17 protein-coding genes are annotated in these 21,107 nt (G+C 74.1%); 1 reads left to right on the top strand and 16 read right to left on the bottom strand.

Translation table 11 applies throughout. The features are described from left to right. Positions 1-36: 36 nt before the first annotated feature. The 10 genes from ABZW10_RS12225 to ABZW10_RS12180 form a co-directional block, all read right to left on the bottom strand. Positions 37-1,062 carry an LLM class flavin-dependent oxidoreductase gene (locus ABZW10_RS12225; protein WP_355363147.1) on the bottom strand — a complete coding sequence of 342 codons (1,026 nt, stop codon included), beginning with the start codon at positions 1,060-1,062 and terminating at the stop codon, positions 37-39. Between the two features lie 178 nt (positions 1,063-1,240). Next, on the bottom strand, positions 1,241-2,239 hold the full coding sequence (gene gap / locus ABZW10_RS12220; RefSeq protein WP_355363145.1) for a type I glyceraldehyde-3-phosphate dehydrogenase: 999 nt from the start codon (positions 2,237-2,239) through the stop codon (positions 1,241-1,243). 196 nt (positions 2,240-2,435) lie between these two features. Further along, a complete protein-coding gene (locus tag ABZW10_RS12215; protein ID WP_355363143.1) occupies positions 2,436-2,930 on the bottom strand; it encodes a GNAT family N-acetyltransferase in 495 nt (164 codons plus the stop codon). After that, positions 2,927-4,252, bottom strand: coding sequence for a DUF6271 family protein (locus tag ABZW10_RS12210; protein ID WP_355363141.1), 1,326 nt, complete (start codon positions 4,250-4,252; stop codon positions 2,927-2,929). Before ABZW10_RS12210 ends, ABZW10_RS12215 begins: the two co-directional genes overlap by 4 nt. A 221-nt stretch (positions 4,253-4,473) precedes the next feature. Beyond that, entirely contained in the window at positions 4,474-5,433 is a 960-nt protein-coding gene (locus ABZW10_RS12205) for a helix-turn-helix domain-containing protein (protein WP_355363139.1), read from the bottom strand. Positions 5,434-5,626: 193 nt separating this feature from the next. Next, positions 5,627-6,334, bottom strand: coding sequence for a DUF998 domain-containing protein (locus ABZW10_RS12200; RefSeq protein WP_355363137.1), 708 nt, complete (start codon positions 6,332-6,334; stop codon positions 5,627-5,629). Between the two features lie 148 nt (positions 6,335-6,482). Beyond that, on the bottom strand, positions 6,483-7,832 hold the full coding sequence (locus ABZW10_RS12195) for a diaminopimelate decarboxylase (protein ID WP_355363135.1): 1,350 nt from the start codon (positions 7,830-7,832) through the stop codon (positions 6,483-6,485). Positions 7,833-8,240: 408 nt separating this feature from the next. Next, the gene (locus ABZW10_RS12190) at positions 8,241-9,515 is read right to left on the bottom strand and encodes an acetylhydrolase (RefSeq protein WP_355363133.1); all 1,275 of its coding nucleotides are present in this window, start codon (positions 9,513-9,515) and stop codon (positions 8,241-8,243) included. A 164-nt stretch (positions 9,516-9,679) separates the two neighbouring features. Then, entirely contained in the window at positions 9,680-10,681 is a 1,002-nt protein-coding gene (locus tag ABZW10_RS12185) for an LD-carboxypeptidase (RefSeq protein WP_355363131.1), read from the bottom strand. 55 nt (positions 10,682-10,736) lie between these two features. Then, a complete protein-coding gene (locus tag ABZW10_RS12180) occupies positions 10,737-12,368 on the bottom strand; it encodes a helix-turn-helix domain-containing protein (RefSeq protein ID WP_355363130.1) in 1,632 nt (543 codons plus the stop codon). 234 nt (positions 12,369-12,602) lie between these two features. On the opposite strand from ABZW10_RS12180, the gene ABZW10_RS12175 reads away from it, so the two are divergent. Continuing rightward, positions 12,603-14,075 (top strand): MFS transporter, encoded by a 1,473-nt coding sequence (locus ABZW10_RS12175; RefSeq protein ID WP_355363128.1) that lies wholly within the window; start codon positions 12,603-12,605, stop codon positions 14,073-14,075. Between the two features lie 279 nt (positions 14,076-14,354). On the opposite strand, the gene ABZW10_RS12170 is transcribed toward ABZW10_RS12175, so the two are convergent. The 6 genes from ABZW10_RS12170 to ABZW10_RS12145 all read right to left on the bottom strand — a co-directional run bounded on the left by ABZW10_RS12170 (position 14,355) and on the right by ABZW10_RS12145 (position 21,051). Continuing rightward, complete coding sequence (locus ABZW10_RS12170; protein ID WP_355363126.1) at positions 14,355-15,356, bottom strand: RNA ligase family protein; 1,002 nt, start codon at positions 15,354-15,356, stop codon at positions 14,355-14,357. Positions 15,357-15,409: 53 nt separating this feature from the next. After that, on the bottom strand, positions 15,410-16,210 hold the full coding sequence (locus ABZW10_RS12165; protein ID WP_355363124.1) for a serine protease: 801 nt from the start codon (positions 16,208-16,210) through the stop codon (positions 15,410-15,412). Between the two features lie 94 nt (positions 16,211-16,304). Then, positions 16,305-17,903, bottom strand: a complete 1,599-nt coding sequence (locus ABZW10_RS12160) for a glycogen debranching protein (RefSeq protein WP_355363122.1) — start codon at positions 17,901-17,903, stop codon at positions 16,305-16,307. After that, the gene (locus tag ABZW10_RS12155) at positions 17,903-18,742 is read right to left on the bottom strand and encodes a carbohydrate ABC transporter permease (RefSeq protein WP_355363120.1); all 840 of its coding nucleotides are present in this window, start codon (positions 18,740-18,742) and stop codon (positions 17,903-17,905) included. The genes ABZW10_RS12160 and ABZW10_RS12155 overlap by 1 nt, the downstream gene beginning before the upstream one ends. A 9-nt stretch (positions 18,743-18,751) precedes the next feature. Next, complete coding sequence (locus tag ABZW10_RS12150) at positions 18,752-19,738, bottom strand: sugar ABC transporter permease (protein WP_355363118.1); 987 nt, start codon at positions 19,736-19,738, stop codon at positions 18,752-18,754. Beyond that, entirely contained in the window at positions 19,735-21,051 is a 1,317-nt protein-coding gene (locus ABZW10_RS12145) for a sugar ABC transporter substrate-binding protein (protein WP_355363117.1), read from the bottom strand. The genes ABZW10_RS12150 and ABZW10_RS12145 overlap by 4 nt, the downstream gene beginning before the upstream one ends. Positions 21,052-21,107: the final 56 nt, after the last annotated feature.

The following is a 21,107-nucleotide window of genomic DNA, read 5'->3' as shown; positions in this document are numbered from 1 at the left end:
ACGGTGGCCCGGGCGCGGTGGCCCGGGCGCGGTGGCTCAGGCGCCGGTGGCTGGCTTCCAGCCGAGGGCGGGGGCGAGGACGGTGGCGATGTCGGTGAGGATCTGCACGTAGTCCTCGTGGCCGAAGGTGAACGGCAGCGCGAAGACCGCCTCGTCCACCTCCCGGAACCCGGCGTGGGCGTACAGCTGCTCGGCGATCTCGGCGGAGCTGCCGACGAGGTCGCGGGCGAACATCACCCGGGACGGGCCCTGCGGGGTCGTGGTGCGGGCGGTGCGGCTGCGGGCGTACTCCTGGTAGCGCGCCCGCTGACCGGCGGTGGCGCTGTCGGTGGGGATCACCACCAGGCCCTGCGAGACCCGGGCCCGCGCGCCCAGCGGGTGGTGCGCGCGGAAGGCGACGATCTGCGAGCGCTGGATCTCGGCGAAGTCCTCCGACTCCTCCGCCCGCACCACGTTGCTGGTGAGCAGGCCGAGCCCCTGCTCACCGGCCCAGCGGGCGGAGCGCAGGCTCCCGCCGCCGTACCAGAGCCGGTCCGCCAGGCCGGGCGAGACCGGCTGGACCTTGTCCGAGTACACCTCGATGCCCTCGACCCCGCTGAAGTCGGTGGCCTGCTCGCCGCGCAGGAAGCCCAGCAGCCGGCTCACCCGCCGGTAGCCGAAGTCCTCGGCCTCGGCGGTGTCCGGGTAGAGCGCCCCGGCCACCTGCTCCCAGTGGCCGGGCCGGCCGACGCTCACGCCCGGGTTGAGCCGTCCGCCGGAGAGCAGGTCGGTGGTGGCGAGGTCCTCGGCCAGTCGCAGCGGGTTCTCCCAGCCGACCGGGATGACCGCCGTGCCCAGCTGGATGCGCTGGGTGCGCTGGGTGGCCGCCGCGAGCACGGCGACCGGGGAGGAGATGCCGTGCTGCAGGTGACGGTGGCGCACCCAGGCACTGTCGAAGCCCAGTTGCTCGCCGAGTTCGATGAGCTGCAGCGTGGACTCGTGGCCGCGGGCCGGGTCGGCCGGGTCGAACAGCCCGATGGTCAGGAATCCCAGTTTCCGCAAGGGCTGGTCGTGGGTCGGCACCGGTGTCCTCTTTCTTCGGCTCTGCCCGCCCGGCGGGTGACGGGACGGGCGTGCCGTCCACCGTCACACACCGGTCGGGGCCGCTCAAGGGCCGCCGGAGGATCGCCACGGGGCGCAACACACGTGTCACGTTCCCGCAGCGGTTCCGGCGGCGTCCTCGGGAGCGGGCCGGAGCGGGTCAGCCCCGGGCGAGCAGCTCCAGGGTGTCGATGACGCGGTTGGAGAAGCCCCACTCGTTGTCGTACCAGGCGACCACCTTGACGTGCTTGCCGTCGACCCGGGTGAGGGCGGCGTCGAAGATCGAGGAGGCGGGCTCGCCGGTGATGTCGCTGGAGACCAGCGGCTCGTCGGCGTAGTCGAGGATGCCCTTCAGCCGGCCGTCGGCGGCGGCGCGGTAGGCGGCGAGCACCTCGTCGCGGGTGACCTCGCGCTCGACCGTGGTGTTCAGCTCGACGATCGAGCCGACCGGGACCGGCACCCGGATCGAGTCACCGGAGAGCTTGCCGTCGAGGTTCGGCAGCACCAGGCCGATCGCCTTGGCGGCGCCGGTGGTGGTCGGCACGATGTTGACGCCGGCGGCGCGGGCGCGGCGCTGGTCGCGGTGCGGGCCGTCCTGGAGGTTCTGCTCCTGGGTGTAGGCGTGCACGGTGGTCATGAAGCCGTGCTCGATGCCGGCCAGTTCGTCCAGCACGGCGGCCAGCGGCGCCAGCGCGTTGGTGGTGCAGGAGGCGTTCGAGACGATCACGTGCTCGGCCGGGTCGTACTCGTCGGTGTTCACGCCGTAGGCCAGGGTGACGTCCGCGCCGTCGGACGGGGCGCTCACCAGGACCTTCCGGGCACCGGCCTTGAGGTGGGCGCGGGCGGCCTCGGCGGAGGTGAACCGGCCGGTGGCCTCCAGCACGAGGTCCACACCGAGCTCGGCCCACGGCAGGTCGGCGGGGTCGCGCTCGGCGAGCACCTTGATCCGGCGGCCGTCGACGACCAGCTCGCTCCCCTCGACCGCGACCGGGCGACGGAAGCGGCCGAGCGAGCTGTCGAAGCGGAGCAGGTGGGCGAGCGAGTCGACGGAGGTCAGGTCGTTGATCGCGACCACCTCCAGCTCGCTGCCGCGCTCCACCAGGGCGCGCAGGGTGTTGCGGCCGATGCGGCCGAAGCCGTTGATGGCGATGCGGGTCATGAGGGCTCCCTGGGTCGTGCCGGGTGGTCCGGGTGTCCGTCCGTTTGATGACGGTTCAATCATCCGAAAATCGGAACAGCCCGGACAGGGGCCGGATCGACATGGTGCGCAAGGATCCCGCCAGACACCTTGCCATCGAGCGCAAGGATCCCGCCACGGGCGGCTGCACCCGGGGTACAGCCGCCACCAGCAGGTCCTAGACCGGCATCGACATGTAGACCGCACGCCGCCCGTAGGAGGCGGGGACGGCCACCTCGCGGTGCGCGCGGTAGCCGAGCAGGCGCAGCAGGATGTCCGCCCCGCGCACCGCGACCATCGAGATCCGTTCGAAGCCCAGCTCCTGCGCCCGCGCCCGGAAGTACCGCATGAACTCCAGCGCGACCTCCCGGCCGCGCAGGTCCTCGGCGATCACCAGGTCGTGCACGTGCAGGTTGCTCGACTCGAACGCCGCGCTCTCCGGGCCGGCGAGGTCCGGGCAGCGCAGCGGCGGGTACGGCAGGCTCAGCAGGTAGCCGCGGACCGTGCCGTCCTGCTCCAGCACGAAGCAGGTCTCCGGCGAGCCGACGGCACGGGACTGCAGCGCCTCCCGGCCCTCCGACAGGCCGTCGGCCGCGTAGGCGTCGTGCTCCAGCGCGACCACGGCGTCCCAGTCCTCGTCGGTCAGCCGCCGGATCCGGAGGTCCTCGATCACCGGGCCGGGACCTCCGAAGCGGCGCCGAGCCCCTCCGCGCGGGAGGCGGCCACCATCGGCGCCCAGGCCTCGATCAGCACCGCCCAGCGCCGGGCGTCCTCCTGCGCCTCGTCCAGGAGCTGCTCGCGCTGCCCGGCGACCACGTCCGCGAGCTCGGCGTACTTGCCGCCCAGCTTGCGGTAGGAGCGGTCCAGGACGTCCAGGCAGTGCTCGTTCCCGGCCCGGTCCCAGTCGATGCTGCCCCGGACCAGGTCGAGGATCGGCTCGACCTTCAGCCCGTGCCGCTCGTCCAGCAGCCCGCGGCCGAGGTCGATCATCCCGCCGTAGACCGGGTACAGGTACAGCATCGAGAGCAGCAGCTTCACGAACCCCATCTGGTAGGGAACGAAGCCGGCGCCCGTGCGACGCTCGGGCGTGTAGTAGTTGACGATGTGCCGGTTGTGGATGACGGCGGGCATCCGGGCGTGGACCAGGGCGTGCAGCAGGGCGTAGTCGCAGCCGAGGGTCTTGATCGAGGGCAGCAGCGGCAGCACCTCGTAGGCCCGGTGGTCCAGGGCGACGTTGCACATGAAGACGTTCCAGATGTCGGGCGCGCCGAGGACGGATTCGTCGGCGGTGAACGGCTCGGTGCCGGTGCCCTTGAACGAGACGTCCACCATCGCGTCGCGGTCCTCGTCCGGCCACACCGGCGGGGTCCACAGGCGCACGACGTCGCGGTAGACGGCCGGGTCCAGCTCGCGGATCTCGCCGATGTCCACGTTGAGTTCGCCCATGAAGGAGCCGCTGACCAGCAGTACCGGCATGTCCGCGTCGGCCGGGTCGAGTTCGGAGCGGGTCACATCGGCCGCCGCCTCGCCCGCCGGGCGGCCGATCGAGAGCAGCTCGTGGTGGATCGGGAAGATCTTCCGGCCGTCGAGGACCTGGAAGTCGGCGTCGTCGTTGCGCAGGTGCGCCGAGGTGCAGCCCAGGGCGGCGGCGCCCAGGAAGATCCGGTTGACGCAGGAGCCGTACGCGACGGCCGGCGGGAGCATCATGTCGAGCAGCAGCTCGGGGTCGGCGGCACCGGAGCGCTCGGCCACCCGGCGGAAGAACTCCCGCTGCTGCGCCTCGCTGAGGTGGTGGACGAACACGCCCGGGGTGAGGGGCAGGGAGGCCACGGCCGCCGCGTTCTTCGCGACCCCGGCGGCGTCGGTGGTGTCGAGGATGAGGAGGTGCACCTCGACCCCGAAGTTCGCGACGGCGTAGGCCGCCTCCTCGGCGAGGTCCACGATGGTGCCGGGACAGGGACGCATGGTGGGCAGGGCGAGGCAGACTCTTTGCATGGTGCGCGCTTCTCCGTCTGATCGTCAAATGCGGTGTGACGGCGCGGAGTCGAGATCGTGACTGTGTCCCGGACGGCGACTCCTACCGGCCCGTCCGACCGCGATGGACTAGACCACTTTTGAGGTCAACGATCGACGATCCGGGGCCCCCGCGGGACGGGACCGGTCCTTCTCTGCCCGATCGGGCACCGAACGCGGCGCGGACGTCCGGACCCGCGTGCTCACCCGTCCGAGCGGGCCGCGAAGGTGTGGCGGTACTCGGTGGGCGAGGTGCCGAGGACGCGGTGGAAGTGCAGCCGCAGGTTCGCCCCCGTGCCGAGCCCGACCCGGTCGGCGATCTGCTCCACCCCCAGGTCGGTGCGCTCCAGCAACTCGCGCGCCAGGTCCACCCGGGCCCGCAGCACCCACTGCATGGGCGTGTAGCCGGTGTCCTCCACGAACCGCCGCGAGAAGGTGCGCGCGGAGACCCGGGCGTGCCGGGCGAGCCCCTCCAGCGTCAGCGACTCGGCGAGGTGCCCCAGGGCCCACTCCCGGGTGTCGGCGAAGAGGTCGCCCAGCGGCTCGGGCACGCTGCGCGGCACGTACTGGGCCTGGCCGCCGCTGCGGTAGGGCGCGGCCACCAGCCGCCGCGCCACGTGGTTGGACAGGCCCACCCCGTGGTCGCGCCGCACCAGGTGCAGGCAGAGGTCGATGCCGGAGGCCGCGCCGGCCGAGGTGAGCACCGCGCCCTCGTCCACGAACAGCACGTTCTCGTCGACCCGGATCCGCGGATGGCGCTCCGCCAGGATCTTGGCGTAGTGCCAGTGGGTGGTCGCCCGCTTGCCGTCGAGCAGACCGGTGGCCGCCAGTGCGAACGCCCCGGTGGAGATCGCGGCCAGCCGGGCACCGCGGGCGTGCGCGGCCACCAGCGCCTCGACGACGGCGGCCGGGGGTTCGGTGGTGGCCGGGTCGCGGTACCCGGGCACGAAGACGGTGTCGGCGTGCTCGACCGCCTCCAGGCCCTCGGCCACGTGGTAGGAGAGGCCGTCACCGCCGGCCACCAGCCCGGGCGCCGGGCCACAGACCCGCACCGTGTAGGGCATGCTCGGCCGGCTGGAGAACACCTGGGCGGGGATGCCCACGTCCAGCGGCTTCGCGCCCTCCAGGACCAGCACGGCCACCTGGTGCTTCCTGCGGCCCATCGGACCCTCTCCACTTCCCCGCGGTGCCGATGGGCGCCGCGGCACGCCCCGGCCGGTCCGACACCGGCCGCAAGCATCCTGCCATCGGCGGGATGCTTGCGGCCGGGGCGGGCCGGGCGCGCCGCCGGGTCGGGTCGGGCACGCCGCTGGGTCGGGTCGGGCGGCCGGGCCCGGCAGGCGGGCCGGGTGGCCGTCAGGGACCGGCGGGGGCGGCGGCCGGGGCGGGACGGGGCGCGAGGCCGGTGAGGGCCTCCGCCTTCACCAGCCAGGCGACACCGAAGGCGAACACCGAGACCGCCTCGCCCAGGTAGGGCACGGTCAGCGGCCAGTCCCGGGCCAGGTGGAGCACCCCGGCCACGGCGACCGCCCCGATGCCCGCCACGATCACCCAGCCGCAGACCAGGTAGATCCGGTCACGCGCCGGGCGGCGGCCACCGGTGGCCGGCGAGTCCGCGAACAGCCGCAGGCAGAAGTACGCCAGCACGCCGAACAGCCCGGCGGCGAAGACGAGATGGAGCACGCCGACGACCGTCTGGACACCGCTGGGGTGCGCGGTGACGGAGGCCGGCGGCTCCGTGGGGAAGAGCGCCACCCCGATCGCCAGCACCCCGGCCACCGAACTCAGCCGGTCCTCGCGGCGGTCGTGGCGGTAGCAGATGAGGAAGACGCCGATGGCGCACAGACCGCCGACGAAGACGTTGCGCATATGGGTGTAGTAGGAGGCGCTCATCGAGTCGAGCAGGGCGATCCGGGCGGAGGTGAGGCTGTTGCCGACGGGCAGCACGATCGGCAGGAGGAAGCCGAGGAGGCCGACCCCGAGGCGCAGCCGGCGCACGGTGCGCACGTCCTGGGCCTGTGGATCGGCGGGGGGTCGGGCTTCGGCGGGGATGCGGGCGGTCATGACGAGGCCTCCTTGAACGAGCCGAGGCTGTCGGACCGCGGCCGGGGCCGGCGGTCGCGGCAGGGTGATACCCGCGCCACGCCGCCCGCGAACCCCTTCCCGCCTGCTGTTCTGACCGTCCGTCACCGCATCGTGACCCGGAGTCGGGTCAGTCGACCGGCCGGAGCAGCTCCTCGATCGGCTGGGCCCGGCGCAGCGGCTCGAAGTGCACCGCTCCCCCGGCGTCCACCGTGAAACCGTGCACGGCCGGCTCGGGCAGGCTGTTGTACTGGAAGTGGGTCGTCGCGTAGTACGCGCCGGTGTCGAGCAGCGCGACCAGGTCGCCCGGCTCCAGCGGCGGCAGCGGACGGTTCCTGGCGAGCAGGTCGCCGGCGAAGCAGCAGGGTCCGGCGACGTCCTGCGGCACCGGGTCGCCGCCGTCCTTGGCGGCGCCCGAGGGGTGGTGCGCGGTGATCCGCAGCGGCCAGGCGTCCGGCATGAACACCGTCCGGGTGGCGACCTGGGCGCCGGCGTGGGTGACGGCGATCCGCCGGCCCCCGGACTCCTTGGTGTACTCGACGTACGCGGCGGTGAAGCCGTTCTTGGCGAGCAGCGAGCGGCCGAACTCGGTCGCCAGCCGGTAGCGGCCGTCGAACAGCGCCGGGGCGTGCGCCCGCAGCCGCCCGACGTAGTCGGCGTAGCCGGGAGCGGTGGTGTCGTCGGCGAAGTTGACGGGCAGTCCGCCGCCGAGGTCGATGCCCTCCACCTGGCGGCGACCCAGCTCGGCGTTGACCCGCTCGGCGAAGGCGACGGCCTGGGCGACACCCTCGGCCATCAGGTCCAGCGGGCAGCCCTGCGAGCCGACGTGCACATGGATCCAGCTGAGCCAGGGGCGTGCGCGGAACGCCTCCACCAGCCGCTCGGCGTTGCCCTCGTCGGCCAGGGCGATGCCGAACTTGGAGGTGGGGGTGGCGGTGCTCATCGCCCCGATGCTGCCCCCGCCGATCTGTGGATTGACCCGCACGCCGATCCGGGAGGCGGAGGCACCGGCCCGCAGGAGGTCGTCGACCCGGTCGAGCTCCTGCCAGTTGTCGACGTTCACGGCGGCGCCGAGCTCCAGCGCCCGGACCAGCTCCCGGCGGGTCTTGGCGGGCGAGTCGAAGACGATCCGCGCGGGGTCGAAGCCGGCCGCCAGGGCCTGCGCGAACTCGCCCGGACTGGCCACCTCGCAGCCCATGCCCAGCCCGCGCAGCCGGGCCAGCAGCGGGACCAGGCAGTTGGCCTTCGCCGCGAAGGTGTGCAGCGCCTCGGCCTCGGGCGGGAAGGCGGCGTGCAACTCGGCGACGCTCGCGGCCACGCCGTCGAGGTCGACGAAGACGGCGAGCAGCGCATCCTCCGGGTCGAGCAGCCGGCGGCGGACGGCCTCCCGCAGGACGAGTTCGCGGCGGGCGGCGGCGCCCGGGCCGGTGGCGGGCGAGCCGGCGGCGCCCGGGCCGGTGGCGGGCTGGGGAAGGGTCATGGTGTCGCGCTCCACGGGCTCGTCGGGCGGTCGGGGGCCGGGCGGCGGCCGGATGGTCGGGCCGCCTGACGCCCGGGGCCGGGGACAGGGTGGCCCGGGCGTGGCACCAGGCTGCCCGGCGGACGGCTGCCGCGTCTTCGTCCCACGGCGCGGATTTCCGGGCACGGCCCCGCGTCACCCGCCCGGACGCCGCCCCCGGAACCGCCGGGTTGGTGCCCGACGGCGAACCCGGGGCCGGAGCACCGTCGCGTGCGGCCAATCGGTCACGTCGGGGGAGTTGGAGCAGTGCTAGGAATTGTCGACCCCGCCGGCAGAAATGAACGGCGCCGGAAAACGCCTGTCGCCTGCTAGGCATGGCGCGGTCGCGGTGGTTCTCCCCGGGACGGCCGCCCGCCGCTCGTACCGGGCCTACGGGTGGTACACGACCTCAGGGAAGGACTTCGACGGTCCGTCGAGCAGGTTGCCGCAGTGCCGGTTGCGCAGGTGGAGGTCGAAGAAGGCGCGCGGGTAGGCCTGTTGGATGAGGGCGCCGCGGTCGGGGTCGAGGGTGCCGACCTGGGACTGGATCTGCTGCTCGGTCATGCCGATCAGCCTGCCCGCCTGGGGGATCAGCGCCATGTTGTCGCCGTACGAGACGTGCAGGGCGCCGGTGGCCTGGACATCGAGGCGCCAGCCGCGCAGGTGGCCCCAGAAGGTCTCGACGTACGGGCTGGTGGCCCGGGCGTAGACGGCGGTCATCATCATGAACGGTCGGTCGATGTCGGTGGTGATGGCGGGGTTCGACTCCATCCGGCCGTCCAGGGTGAGACCGGCGCGGATGCGCCGGTCGGCGACCATGGCGAGGGCGGCGGCGGTGCCGCCCTTCGACCAGCCAGAGACACCGATGTTCCGGGCGTCCAGGCCGCCGAGCAGGCCGGCCGGCAGGGCACGGACGTCGACGTCGGGATTGCGTCCGCCGGCGAGGTCGACGACACGTTCGAGCAGGAAGAGCAGATCGGCGGCGTAGTCCTTCGGGTACAGCCCGGGGGCGACGCCGTCCCGGGTGACGACGGTCCCGTCCGGGAACTCGGTGATGCCGTCGTGGGTGTGGTCGACGGTGACGACGGCGAAGCCGTGGCTGGCCAACTCCTGCACCATGATGGTGTGGTCGCCGCGGTGGCCGCCCGCACCGTGCGAGTAGAGGACGACGGGCAGCGGCCGGCCGCTCCGGTGGACGGGCGCGCCCTGGTGGCCTGCGGTGAGCGGGACGAGCTCGGGAGGGAGCGGGAAGCCGGTGTCGTCGAGGAAGGCTTTCAGGGCGCCCTCGGTCATCCAGGGGGCGAGCGGGTACGCGTCGGCGTTCGCGACCCGGGCCGGGTACCAGACGGTGGCCATCAGCTCGCGGAACCTTCCGGGCCTGGCGTTCGGGTCGAGCCGGGACTCGTCGCGCAGGTGCAGCGGCACCATGCCCACCGGGAAGGGGCCGGTGGGAGCGGGCAGGGTGAGCCGCGCGGGGGAGCCGGTGCCGCCGGAGCGGACGGCACCGGAGGAGGCGGGAGCGGCCGAGGCGGGAGCGGCCGAGGCGGCGCGGGCGAGGCCCAGCGGCGCGATGACGTTCAAGGCGAGGGCGGCGCCCAGCAGACGGCGGCGGGTCGGTCCGGTACGGCCTGCGATCGGCGCGATGTCCTTCGGCGTGGTGTCCATGCGCGGAACGCTGTCACGCGGGGCGGGTGGGCGGCATCGGCCCACCGAATGACGCTCCGACCCCCGCAGTCGACCACGGGCTTACAACCGGCGGCAGCGGACCGCTTCCCACGTCCGTGCCGAGCTCGAAGGTCCGGTCCGGGGCGCGTCCGGGGCGCGGACGTTCAGCGGGGCGGTGACACCGCCGGTTCGAGCAGCGACAGCGTCCGCCGTCGGGCGTCGAGGCCGACCCGGAGGCCGACCGGCATCGGCAGGTTCGGGCCCGCGTGCCCAAACTCGACGTTGCCCAGGACCGGGATGTCGCGGTCGCCGAGGACGTCGAGGACGATCTCGCGCAGGGTCGGGGAGGCGCCGGGTTCGAGTCCGCCGATCTCGTGCGGGACGCCCACGACCATGCCGGCGATCCGGTCGAGGATGCCGCAGTGCCGCAGCACCTGCAGATAACTCCACACGTACGACGCCAGGCCGCCCATCTCCTCCCAGAACAGCACCGCGCCGTCGAACCGTTCGAGCGGCAGCGCGAAGGGCGTCGCCTGGGCGAGCACGATGCGGTTGATCACCCCGCCGATCAGCCGGCCTTCGGCGCGGCCGGGGCGCCAGCACTCCCACGACGGGCTCGCGGGCAGCGCGCCGATCGCCTCGGTGCCGGTCAGCAGCCCGGTGTAGAGCCTCTCCAGTTCCGCTCGGCGCGCCGCGGGTGCGGACTGCCAGTGGCCGCCGAAACCGGGCACGGCCATGTCGGCATGGAACCCGACCAGGCCCGTGCGCGCGTGGAGCACCAGGTGCAGCAGGGAGATGTCGCTGTAGCCGAGGATCGGCTTGGGGTCGGCCCTGACCGCCTCGACGTCGATCAGGTCGAGGTAGCCGAGCACCGTCTGGCCGCCGTCGCTCGCGACGATCGCGCGCACCTCGGGGTCGCGCAGCAGGCCGTTGAGCTCCCCGGCGATCTCCGTCGGTGTGGCCGCGCTCCACCAGCGGCACCGGCGCGCTTCGAGCAGCGGGGCCCGGCGCACCCGGAATCCCATCCGTTCGAGCACCGCCACCGTCCGCTCGACGTTGGGCTCGTACGCGGCCGGCAGCGGTCCGGACAGCGCGGCGATGACCACGAGGTCTCCGGGCTTCAGGGCGCGCGGTCGAAGCAGTCGTGGCGGTGCGGCTCCGGTCATGGCGTCAGTCTGGCCGGTGCCGTCCGTGGGGTCACGCGAGTTTCGCCGGGCGGCGTCAGTCGCGTTCGGCGGCGTCCAGGGCGAGCAGGCGCAGGTGGAGCTGGGCGAGCAGCCGGGCGTCCGGGTCGTCCAGGTCGATGCCGCAGACCTTCTCCGCCTTCTGCTTGCGGTAGCGGAAGGTGCTGGCGGGCACCCCCAGGGCGGCGGCGGCCCGGGCGCTGTCCCCGGCGTGCTCCAGATAGGCGCGCAGGGTGTCGAGCAGCACCTCCTCCCCCGGTTTCGCCGCGTGGGCCACCAATCGGGCCACCGAGCTCTCCGGCGCCGGCGCCAGGTGGGCCCGCAGCGCGTCCAGGGCGGTCAGCAGGGCGACGGTGTCGGCGAGTTCGCCGATGCCGGCGGCGGGCGGCGGGTTCGGCGAGCGGCCGAGGCGCAGGGCGCGCAGTGCCTGCTCGGCGGTGCGGGAGGAGTCCGCGGCCCGGTCGAGGGCGGCCCGGACCTCGCCGATGCCGATCCGTACCGGCCGGCCGAGCTCCGCCGACAGCTCCGGCGCGAGCGCGCCCGCGAGCCGGGAGAGCCGGGCGGCGGCCTGCCGCGGATCGTGCTCCAGGCCGCCGAGCAGCACCCGGGCGCCGCCGTCGGCGGCCACCGCCACCGTGGCGTGGCCGCGCCGGGCGCAGGCGGCGTGCGCCGAGCGGGCCAGCCGCCCGCCGCTGACCGGGGCGGCGCCGGAGGGCCGGGGATCCGGCCCGGGGGCGAGGGCGAGTGCCAGCACCGCGCACGGCTCGGCCGGCGGCAGTCCGGTGCGGGCGGCCAGGACGTCCGCCGATCCGCGCCCCGCCAGCAGGGCGCGTGCCGCTTCCAGCACCAGTTCGCGCTGCCCGGTGCGGCGGGCCCGGTCGTGCAGCAGGTGCGGCGCCGCGATGCGGGCCGCCGCCCGCAGCGCCTCGGCGACGGTCGGCGGCAGCGGGCAGCCCGTCGGCGCGACCCACAGCGAGCCGAGCACCTCCTCGCCGGCCCGTACCGCGACGGCCGCGCGCTCGGGGGCGGTGCCGTCGGCCCGGCGGTGCAGCGCGCCCGGGGTGCGGCGCAGCAGCGCGTAGAAGCCGTCCTCGCGCATCGCCGCCCGGCGTTCGGCCGGCACTCGGCGGGCCAGGATGGTGGAGCGGCGGATGTCGTCGACGTCCCGGTTGTTGGAGGAGTAGGCGAGCACCCGGGAGTCGGGGCTCTCGATCGTCACCGCGCCGCCCACCAGCGCGGCGAGCGCCTCGGCGAGCGCGTCCAGGTCGCCGAGCGGCACGTTGGCCACCTCGGCCTCCTCGGCGACGGCGAGTCCGGCCCGCAGGGTGCCGATCAGCTGTGCCCAGTCGGCCCAGGTCCGGCGGAACAGCAGGGCGGTGCCGGCCTCGTCGGCCGCGGTGCGCAGCGCGTCGTTGGGCGGGCCGGCGCCCTCCTCGCGGAAGACCACCCCGGCGGCCCGGTCGCGCCCCGCCGCGCGGACCAGGGTCAGGGCCCGCTCCGAGCGCGGGTCGAGCCCGACGGCCACCAGCAGGGTGCCCGGGTCCGCCCCGGGTTCGGCGCGGTCGAACACCTCCAGCCCCGCCACCGGCACGTCCAGCCCGAGCGGGGCGTGGCCGACCTCCACGACGGCCTCGGCGAGTGCCACCGTTCCCCGCAACGTCCGTTCCACCACCCGCCGCTCCTCCCCTGCCCGTCCGGCCGCATGAACGCCCGAGCGCATGAACATCTGAGCGCACGAACACGCGCGCCCATGAACGTGCAAGCCCACGAACGCACGAGCGCCCAGTATGGCGCCCGGCCCGGCCGGTGGGGCGTCCGTTGACACCTCTTCACGGGCCCAATAGCTTTGCTTTCAAAGCAAAGCATCCTGTCCGCTCCCGCCGAGTACCGGAAGGGGCCTCACATGCCCGTGCCCCGGCCCGCAACCACGCCGTACAACCCCCGCCGCTGGGCCGCCCTGGTGGTCACCATGGCGGCCACCGTGATGGACCTGATCGACGGAACGGTTCTCCAGGTGGCGTTACCCACTCTCCGCCGCGAGCTCGGCGCCTCCTCCACCCAGCTCGAATGGGCGATGGCCGGCTACACCCTCGCCTTCGCCTCCGGCATGATCACCGCTTCCCGCCTCGGCGACCGCCACGGCCGGCTCAAGGTCTTCCAGGCCGGACTGATCGCCTTCACCCTCACCTCGCTGCTCACCGGAGCCGCCGTCAACCCGGAGATGCTGGTCGCCGCCCGGATCCTCCAGGGCGCCTCCGCCGCCCTGATGGTGCCGCAGGTGCTCGCGATGCTCCGGGTGGAGTTCCCGCCCGTCGAGCAGCAGCGCGCCGCCACCGTCTACGGGCTGACCTTCTCGATCGGCGGCGTCGGCGCCCCGCTGCTCGGCGGCCTGCTGCTCGACGCCGACCTGTTCGGCCTCGGCTGGCGGCCGATCTTCTTCGTCAACCTGCCGGTCGGCATCGCCGCGTTGATCGGGACCGCAGTGCTCTGCCGGGACTCCCGCTCCGAGCACGCCACCGCCACCGACATCCGCGGCCTCGTCCTCGCCACCGCCGCCGTACTCGCCCTGCTCTACCCGCTGGTCGAGGGCCGGACCCTGGACTGGCCCTGGTGGACCTTCGCCGTCATGGCCGCCTGCCCGGCTCTGCTGTGGCTCTTCGGCCGCTACGAGGGCGCTGTCGTCGCACGCGGCCACAGCGCGCTGATCGATCCCGCCCTGCTGCGCGATCGGGCCGTCCTCGGCGGGCTCTCGGTCGCCGTGCTGTTCTTCGCCGGCGCCGCGTACCCGGTGATCGTGACGGTCCACCTGCAGAGCACCGTCGGCTTCTCCCCGCTGCACACCGCGCTCACCCTGGTGCCGGCCGCCGTCGGCGTCGGCCTCTTCTCCCCCTTCGCCACCAGACTCCGGCAGCTCGGCCGGCCGCTCGCGGTGCTCGGCTGCCTGGTACTGGCCCTCGGCCTGGGTCTCACCGCCCTCGCGGTGGTCCGCTACGGCACCGGGCTGCACTCCTGGCAGCTGATCCCCGGTCTGCTGATCAGCGGCGTCGGCATGTCGATGACCTCGGGCGTGCTGATCGCCACCGTCCTGGCGAAGACCCCGGGCCACCACGTGGGCGCCGCGGCCGGACTGGTCAACACGGCCATCCAGATCGGTGCCGCCTCCGGCGTGGCGCTGCTCGGCACCGTCTACTTCGGTCTGCTGGACGGCGGCCACCCGCCGATCCGCTCCGCCGCGACCGGCCTGCTGGCCGCCGCGGGCCTCTACCTGCTGGCCGCCCCGGCCGCGCTCATCCTCCCCGCCGGCCGCCTGGTCTTCACGGCCACCCGCCCCCCGGCGGCGCCGCAGCGGAAGGACGCGGAGGCCACCCGGGCCTGACGCGCCCGCCCGCCCCGAACCGCCGCCGTCGCCCCGGTCCGCCCCGCCGAAGCGGACCGGGGCGCGGATTCAGAAGCCGGCCCCGCCGACTTCCTGCTCCCGAGCGCCGCCAGGCTCCTCGACCGTGCTCCCGGCCCGGCCTCCGACGCCGGGGCCACACGCGCGCCGTGGAGCCCCGGATGCCGAGGCTCGACGCGCGCGGCGATGGGCCGGTCCTCGGCACCGGGCCGGCGAGGAGGTGCTGGATGGTGGGGAGGCCGCCGGGGCAGGCGGTGCCGCTCAGGCGGTGCGGCGGTCCTCGGCGTCGAAGTGGGCGAGGGCGGTGGCGGCGGGGGTGAGGGCGCGCCGGAGGGCGAGACGGGTGGGGGCGGGGAGGCCGCCGAGGGCTTCGGCGAGTTCGGCGGCGACGTCGTGGGCGATCTCGGCGGCGACGGCGTCCGGCGGGGTGCGGGGGCCGAGCTTGCTGACGGCGGCGGCCGCGCGGGTGGGGGTGAGCAGGGCGGCGGCCTGGACGAGGAGCCAGGCGGGGACGCCGGCCGCGCCGTCCGGTGGCGGCAGGTAGGGGCGGGAGCCGTCGAAGCGCTCGTCCTCGGCGAAGGCCGGCTGCTTGACCTTCAGCAGCGGCCGGGGACCGGCCTCGGGCGGCCAGGGACCGGCCGGTTTGAGGACGTAGCCCTCGGCGAGGTTGCCGGGCAGCCCGGGCAGGCCGAACAGCGCGGGGACACGGCTGGGGAAGGTGGCGGGCAGCTCCTGGAGCGCGGTCAGGGCGCCGTGGCCGAGGGCGGGGACGCAGGTCAGCCCGGCGGCGGTCGCGGCCTCGCGCAGGACGCGGTCGGCGAGCCAGCATCGGCCGTCGGCCGTCTCCACGGTGGCGTCGAAGAGCAGCCAGTGCAGCCCCGGCGCGTACCAGACGCCGGTCTGCACCGGCTGGACGCCGTCGGCGGCGGGCACCTCCGGGTGCGGGTAGCCGCCGCCGGCGAGTTCGCCGTAGACGGTCACCACGGCGGCGGGGCCGGAGCCCTCGCGCACCGCCGCCGCGAGGCGGGCCGCCGCGACGGCGAGCGCGGGCCAGATCCGGCTGACGCCGAAGAAGTCGTCGAGCGCGTCGCCGCCGAGGAGTTCGCGCCGTTTCGCGGGCCGCACGCCCTCCCGGTCGCAGACGACGGCGAAGTGCGCGCCGTGCACCTTCTCCGCCGCGACCCAGCCGCGGGCGCCGGAGGCGGCGACGCCGCCGCGCGCCGAGATCTTGGGGTAGGGGTGCAGGACGGGGTCGGCGCTCATGCCACGGATCATCACCGGCCCTCCGCCGTCCGCGCAACGGGTTTCCGGGCGGGTCAGCCGCCGCGGTGGGAGTCGATCCAGGAGCGCAGCGCGCCGATCCGGGTGTAGACGCCGGCGTAGCCGGGGCGGCCGCAGCCCAGGCCCCAGGAGACCACGCCGACCAGGACGCCGCCGGCGACGAGCGGGCCGCCGCTGTCGCCCTGGCAGGCGTCCTTGCCGCCGGCGTCCTCCCCGGCACAGATCATCCGGTCGGTGACGTTGGCGGGCCCGTACTCGGTGCGGCACTTGTCGCGGGTGATGAGGGGGACGGCGGCGATGCGGGCGGACGCGGACAGCGGGCCGTCCTGGGCGGTCGCGCCCCAGCCGGAGACCTGGGCGCCGCCGGCCGCCGGGTCGCTGTCCCGGGCCGGCAGCGGGACCGCGGCGACGCCGCTGCCGCCGAGCGGGGCCGCGAGGCGCACCAGGGCGAGGTCGTAGTCGAGCGTCGCCGGGTCGTAGGAGGGGTGCAGCAGGACGGAGGCGGCCTTGGCGCGGACGCCGCCGGAGGCGTGCTGGAGGCTGCCCGCGCGCACGGTCAGGGCGTCGGCGCTCACGCCTTTGACGCAGTGGGCGGCGGTGACGATCGTGCCGGGGTCGAGGAGGGCGCCGCCGCAGAAGTGCGAGCCGCGCGCAAGGGAGACGAGGTAGGGGGTCTGGCCGGCGCCCGCCGCCGTGCCGCCGACGACGGCGCCGGCCGGGGCGGCGGCGGTCAGTGCCGCGGCGGCGGCGAGCAGGGTGGTCAGGAGGACGACGAGGGTGGTCCTGAACAGGGTTCGCGCGGTCGGTCGCGCGGTCGGTCGCATGGTCGGTCGCATGGTCGGTGCTCCATCTCTGTGGTGGTGGGCCTCCGTCCGGGGGGAAGGTTAGTGAGGGTACGTCAGGTGATGAAGGGAGAAAGGGACAGTCGTACTATCCGACGATCCTGGCGAGGTCCAGGAAGAGCGCCGCGGACCAGCCGAAGCCGGAGGTCGCACGGCGCGCGCGGGCGCCGGTCAGCGGGTTCCAGTACTCGTAGAGGCCACCCCCGTCCCGGACCATGGCGAGGGTGCGCTCGCGCAGCTCGGCGGCCGTCCCCGGGAAGCCGGAGCGCTCCAGGCCCTCGGCCAGCAGGTAGTTGACGTTAAGCCAGACCGGGCCGCGCCACATCGCCTCCGGGTCGAAGGCGGGGTCGTCGAAGGCCACGGTCGGCACCGGCCGCCCGCCCCAGAAGGAGGGTGAGCGCAGGGTCCGCTCCAGGGCGGCGGCGATCCCGGCCGGCAGCCGGCCGCTGAACAGCGGCATCAGGTCGAGCGCGGTGCGCACGGACACCGGCGATCCGCCCGCCAGGGTGGTGAAGCGGGCGCCGTCCCAGCGCCGTTCGACCAGCAGCCGGGCGTGGGCGGCGGCCCGTTCGCGCCAGCGGGCGGCCTCGGCCCGGCGGCCGAGGACGGCCGCGATGTCGGCCAGCCGGTCGGCCTCCAGGACGAGGTAGGAGTTGAGGTCGGGAGGCTCGGCGCGCGGCCCGTGGTCCCAGACCGGGCTGTCGTCCAGGCCGGAGGAGTAGGGGTGCAGGTACTCGGGCAGGCCGTCGCCGTCCGGGTCGGAGGCGGCGAACCACCACGTGTGCGCGCGCACCAGCCGCGGGTAGGCGGCGGCGAGGAAGGGGAGGTCCGGGGCGGTCTCGTGGACCTTCCAGACGGCCCAGGCGGCCAGGGGCGGTTTGGTGACCGGGACCGGCGCGCGCTCGGGGCGCGCGCCGTTGGCGCTGCCGACGTGCTCCGCGAGGCGGGCGTGGTCGGCGCGCGGCAGGTCGGTGGTGTCGGCGAGCACGCCGTGGTCGTGCACCACGTCGGGCAGCCGGCCGTCGGGCAGCTGGTGGTCCAGGACGAGCAGGATCTGGTCGCGGGCGAGCGCCGGGTCGCCGTGGCGCAGCGCGACGGCGTGGAACAGGGCGTCCCAGTTCCAGACGCCGACGTAGCCGTACTTGGACGGGACGAGGCCCTCCCGTCCGGCGATCGGCAGCAGGTTGACGGCCAGCGTCCACCAGGCCATCCGGGCGCGCTCGGCGAGGTCGGGGCGCACGGCCGGCATCCGGGCGAACCAGTCGGCCCAGCGGGCCTCGGCGGCGGCCCGAACGGCGGGGGCGGACCACCGCCCCGGCGGGCCGGCCAGCACGTGGCAGCCGTCGAGCGCGAGGGTGCGCGCGGTGCCGTCCGGCAGCCGCCAGGACGCCCGCGCGCCGTGCCCGGTGAGCACCAGGGTGGCGGCGTCGGCGAACAGCAGCGACACCCCGCCGGCAAGAGCGACCTCGACGGGCGTGGCCCGGACGACGGGCAGCGGGCGCCCGGCGGCGTCGTGCACGCGCAGCCCGGTGAGTTCGGTGGTGGCGGCGAGCGGGGTCTCGTACGCGGCCCGGGCGACCCGCAGGCCGCCGTCCCGCTCCGGTTCGGCGGTGACCAGCAGGCGGGCGCCGCGTTCGGTGAACGGCCGTTCGACGAGGTCGAGTTCGACCCGGGGTGACGGGGACATCAGCGCCCTCCCAGGCCCGAGGAGGCCATGCTGTCGAGGATCTTGCGCTGCCCGATCAGGAAGGCGATCAGCATCGGCACCACGGTCATCGCGGAGAGCGCCGCGGTGAGTCCGTAGTCGATGCCGCCGCGCTGGGAGTTGAAGGAGTCGAGCAGCAGCGGGACGGTGAACAGCTCCGAGGAGTTGAGGAACACCAGCGGGAAGAAGTAGCTGTTCCAGCTGGCCAGGAAGACGATGATGCCGAGCGTCCACAAGCCGGGCCGGATGTTGGGCAGGACGATCCGCCAGAAGATCGTCCAGCGGCCGGCGCCGTCGATCCGGGCGGCCTCCTCCAGTTCGACCGGGACGGCCCGGATGAACTGGCGCAGCAGGAAGACCGCGAAGGGGTTGGCGATCGCGGGCAGGATCAGCGCCAGGTGGGAGTCGATCAGCTGGAGCTTGGCCAGCATGATGTACAGCGGCACGATGGTGACCTGGGCCGGGACCATCTGGGTGGCCAGGAAGAGGCCGAACAGCGGTCCGGAGCCGCGGAACGGGATGCGGGCGAAGGCGTAGGCGGCCATGGCGCCGGTGAGCAGGGTGGCGGCGACGGTGATCGCCGCGATGTACATGCTGTTCCAGTAGGCCCGCCCGATCGGCACCTCGCGCAGCACGTCGGGGTAGTTGCGGGTGCGCCAGGGCGAGGGCAGCCAGGACAGCGGCTCGTTGATCATCTGGCCGACGCCCTTGAAGGAGGTCAGCACCATCCAGACGAACGGGAACAGCATCAGCAGGCCGCCGAGGACGAGCCCGGTGTGCAGGAGCAGCTGCCGGGGGGCGGTGGTGTGGCGGACGGTCATGGCGGCGCCTCAGGACTCGTAGTGGACCAGGCGCTTCTGCGCCTGGAACTGGACCGCCGTGACGATCAGGGTGAGCAGCAGCAGGAGCAGCGCGGCGGCGCTGGACAGGCCGAAGTGGAACTCCCGGAAGCCCTGCTGGTAGACCTTGTAGACGATGGTCTGGGCGCCCTCGTTGTGGTCCGGGTTGACCAGGACGTAGACGAGGTCGAAGGCCTGGAACGAGCTGATCACGGACACCACCACGGTGAAGAAGACGGTGGGCGAGAGCAGCGGCAGGGTGACCGAGCGCAGGGTCTGCCACGGCCCGGCGCCGTCGATCCGGGCGGCCTCCAGCAGGTTGGTGGGGATGGTGGCGAGGCCGGCCAGGAAGATGACGACGTTGAGCCCGAGCGAGGACCAGATCGTCACCACCGCCACGGCGACCACCACCCAGTCCGGGTCGGCCAGCCAGTCCGGCAGGGTGAGGCCGAACAGGTCGTGGACGGTGCCGTTGAGGATGCCGTCGGTGCCGCCGCCGAGGATCATCTGCCAGATCACCGAGACCGCGACCGAGCTGGTGACGACGGGCAGGAAGTAGACCATCCGGTACGCGGTGCGTCCGCGCACGCCGTGCAGGGCGAGGGCGATCAGCAGGGCGAGGGCGAGGCCGCCGGGCACGGTGATCAGGCCGATCTTGACGGTGTTCCACACGGCGCGGCCGAACTCCGGGTCGGTCAGCTGGGCGCGGAAGTTGTCCAGGCCGACCCAGGTGGCGTCGCCGAGGCCGTCCCAGCGCATGAAGGACAGGACGACGGCGAAGCCGAGCGGGCCGACCAGGAAGACCAGCAGCCCGAGCAGTTGGGGGGCGAGGAAGAGCAGCGCCCAGCGGCGGTCGCGGCGGCGCCAGAGCGGCTCGCGGCCGCCGTGCGAGGCGGGGGCGGCGGGGACGGCGGGGGCCGGCCCGGCGGCGGAGCGCTTGCGCCGCCGCCGGTCGGTCGCCTGGGTGACGGCGCTCACCCCTGCTTGCCCTTCATGTCGTCGACCAGGGTCTGCAGCCGGCTCAGGCCCTCGTCGAAGCCGACCTTGCCCTCCCAGATCCTCATCAGCTGGTCGTTGATCGCCTTGGTCAGGCCGGGGACGGCGACCTCGTCCGGGTAGTTGGCGAAGCCCCGGTCGCGCACGTCCAGGAAGGTCCGGGCGTGCGGCGGGTAGTTGCCGTCGGTCACCAGGTTCTCGGCGCCACGGACGGACGGCACGCCGCTGCCGCCCTTGAGCCGCAGTTGCTGGCCCTCCTTGCTGACGAACTCGGTCAGGAAGGTGAAGGCCTCCTTCTGGCGCTTGCTGTCCTTGTTGATGGCCAGGTAGGAGGCGGCCACGGCGCCCGGGATCGGCCGGCCGGACTCGGACGGGAACGGCACGATGTCGTAGTTCGCGCGGTCGCCGCCCTTGTCGATGCCCTCGATCACCCAGCGGCCGCCGGCGTAGAAGCCGGCCTTGTGCTTGACGAACTGGGTGGCCGCGCCGTTGCCCTCGGGCAGCAGGTCGGCGGAGGCGAAGGTCTTGTCCCGGTAACCGTCGGCAAGGGTCTTGAGCGCCTGGCGGGTCTTCGGGTCGCTGGTCGCGGCGAACTTCCCGCCGTCCCAGACCTTGCCGCCGAAGCCGTTGACCACGCTGTAGTTGGCGCCGTACCAGTTCCAGAAGATCGAGCCGGTCAGGCCGGCGGCCTTGAGCCTGGCGTTCATCTCGAGGTACTTGGCCATGGTCCACTGGCCGGCCTCGTCGAGCGCGGCAGGGTCCTCGGTGATGCCGGCCGCGGCCAGGGCCTTCTTGTCGAACCAGAGCACCTCGGGGTTGGTGTCGTTGGGGACGCCGTAGGTGACGCCGTCCTTCTTGGCGCCGCCATAGATGCCCTCGAAGAAGTCGGCGGGCTTGCTGCGGCTGTCCGGTCCGGCGAGCTTGTCGTCGAGCGGGGCGAGCACGCCGTCGGCGACGAGCTTGCCGATGTAGTCGTCGCCGACGTAGAAGACGTCGGGGGCGGTCCCGGAGGTGAGCTGGGTGAGCAGCTTCGGCTGGTAGTCGTCGTAGGAGGCGACCTGCTCCAGTTTGAGGGTGATGTTCGGGTGCTTCTTGGCGAACTCGTCGGTGAAGGCCTTGAAGACCGCCGTGTCCTCGGCCGAGCCCCAGGTGGACCAGCGCAGGGTGACCTTGCCGCCGTCGGCCGGGTCACCGCCGCCGGCGACGCCCCCGGAGCCGCTGCCACTGCAGGCGGATACGGTGGTCAGGGCGATCGCCGCGGCGACCAGGGCTGACCTTCTCGTGAAAGCGGACAACGGGTGCCTCCTGGGCTTTCGTGAGGGAAATGAGGGTGGGGGAACGACGGGCGCGC

The organism is Kitasatospora sp. NPDC004723, assembly GCF_040609255.1.
In the GTDB taxonomy this organism is placed as follows: Bacteria; Actinomycetota; Actinomycetes; order Streptomycetales; family Streptomycetaceae; genus Kitasatospora.
This window is presented reverse-complemented; position numbering and strand designations above follow the sequence as displayed.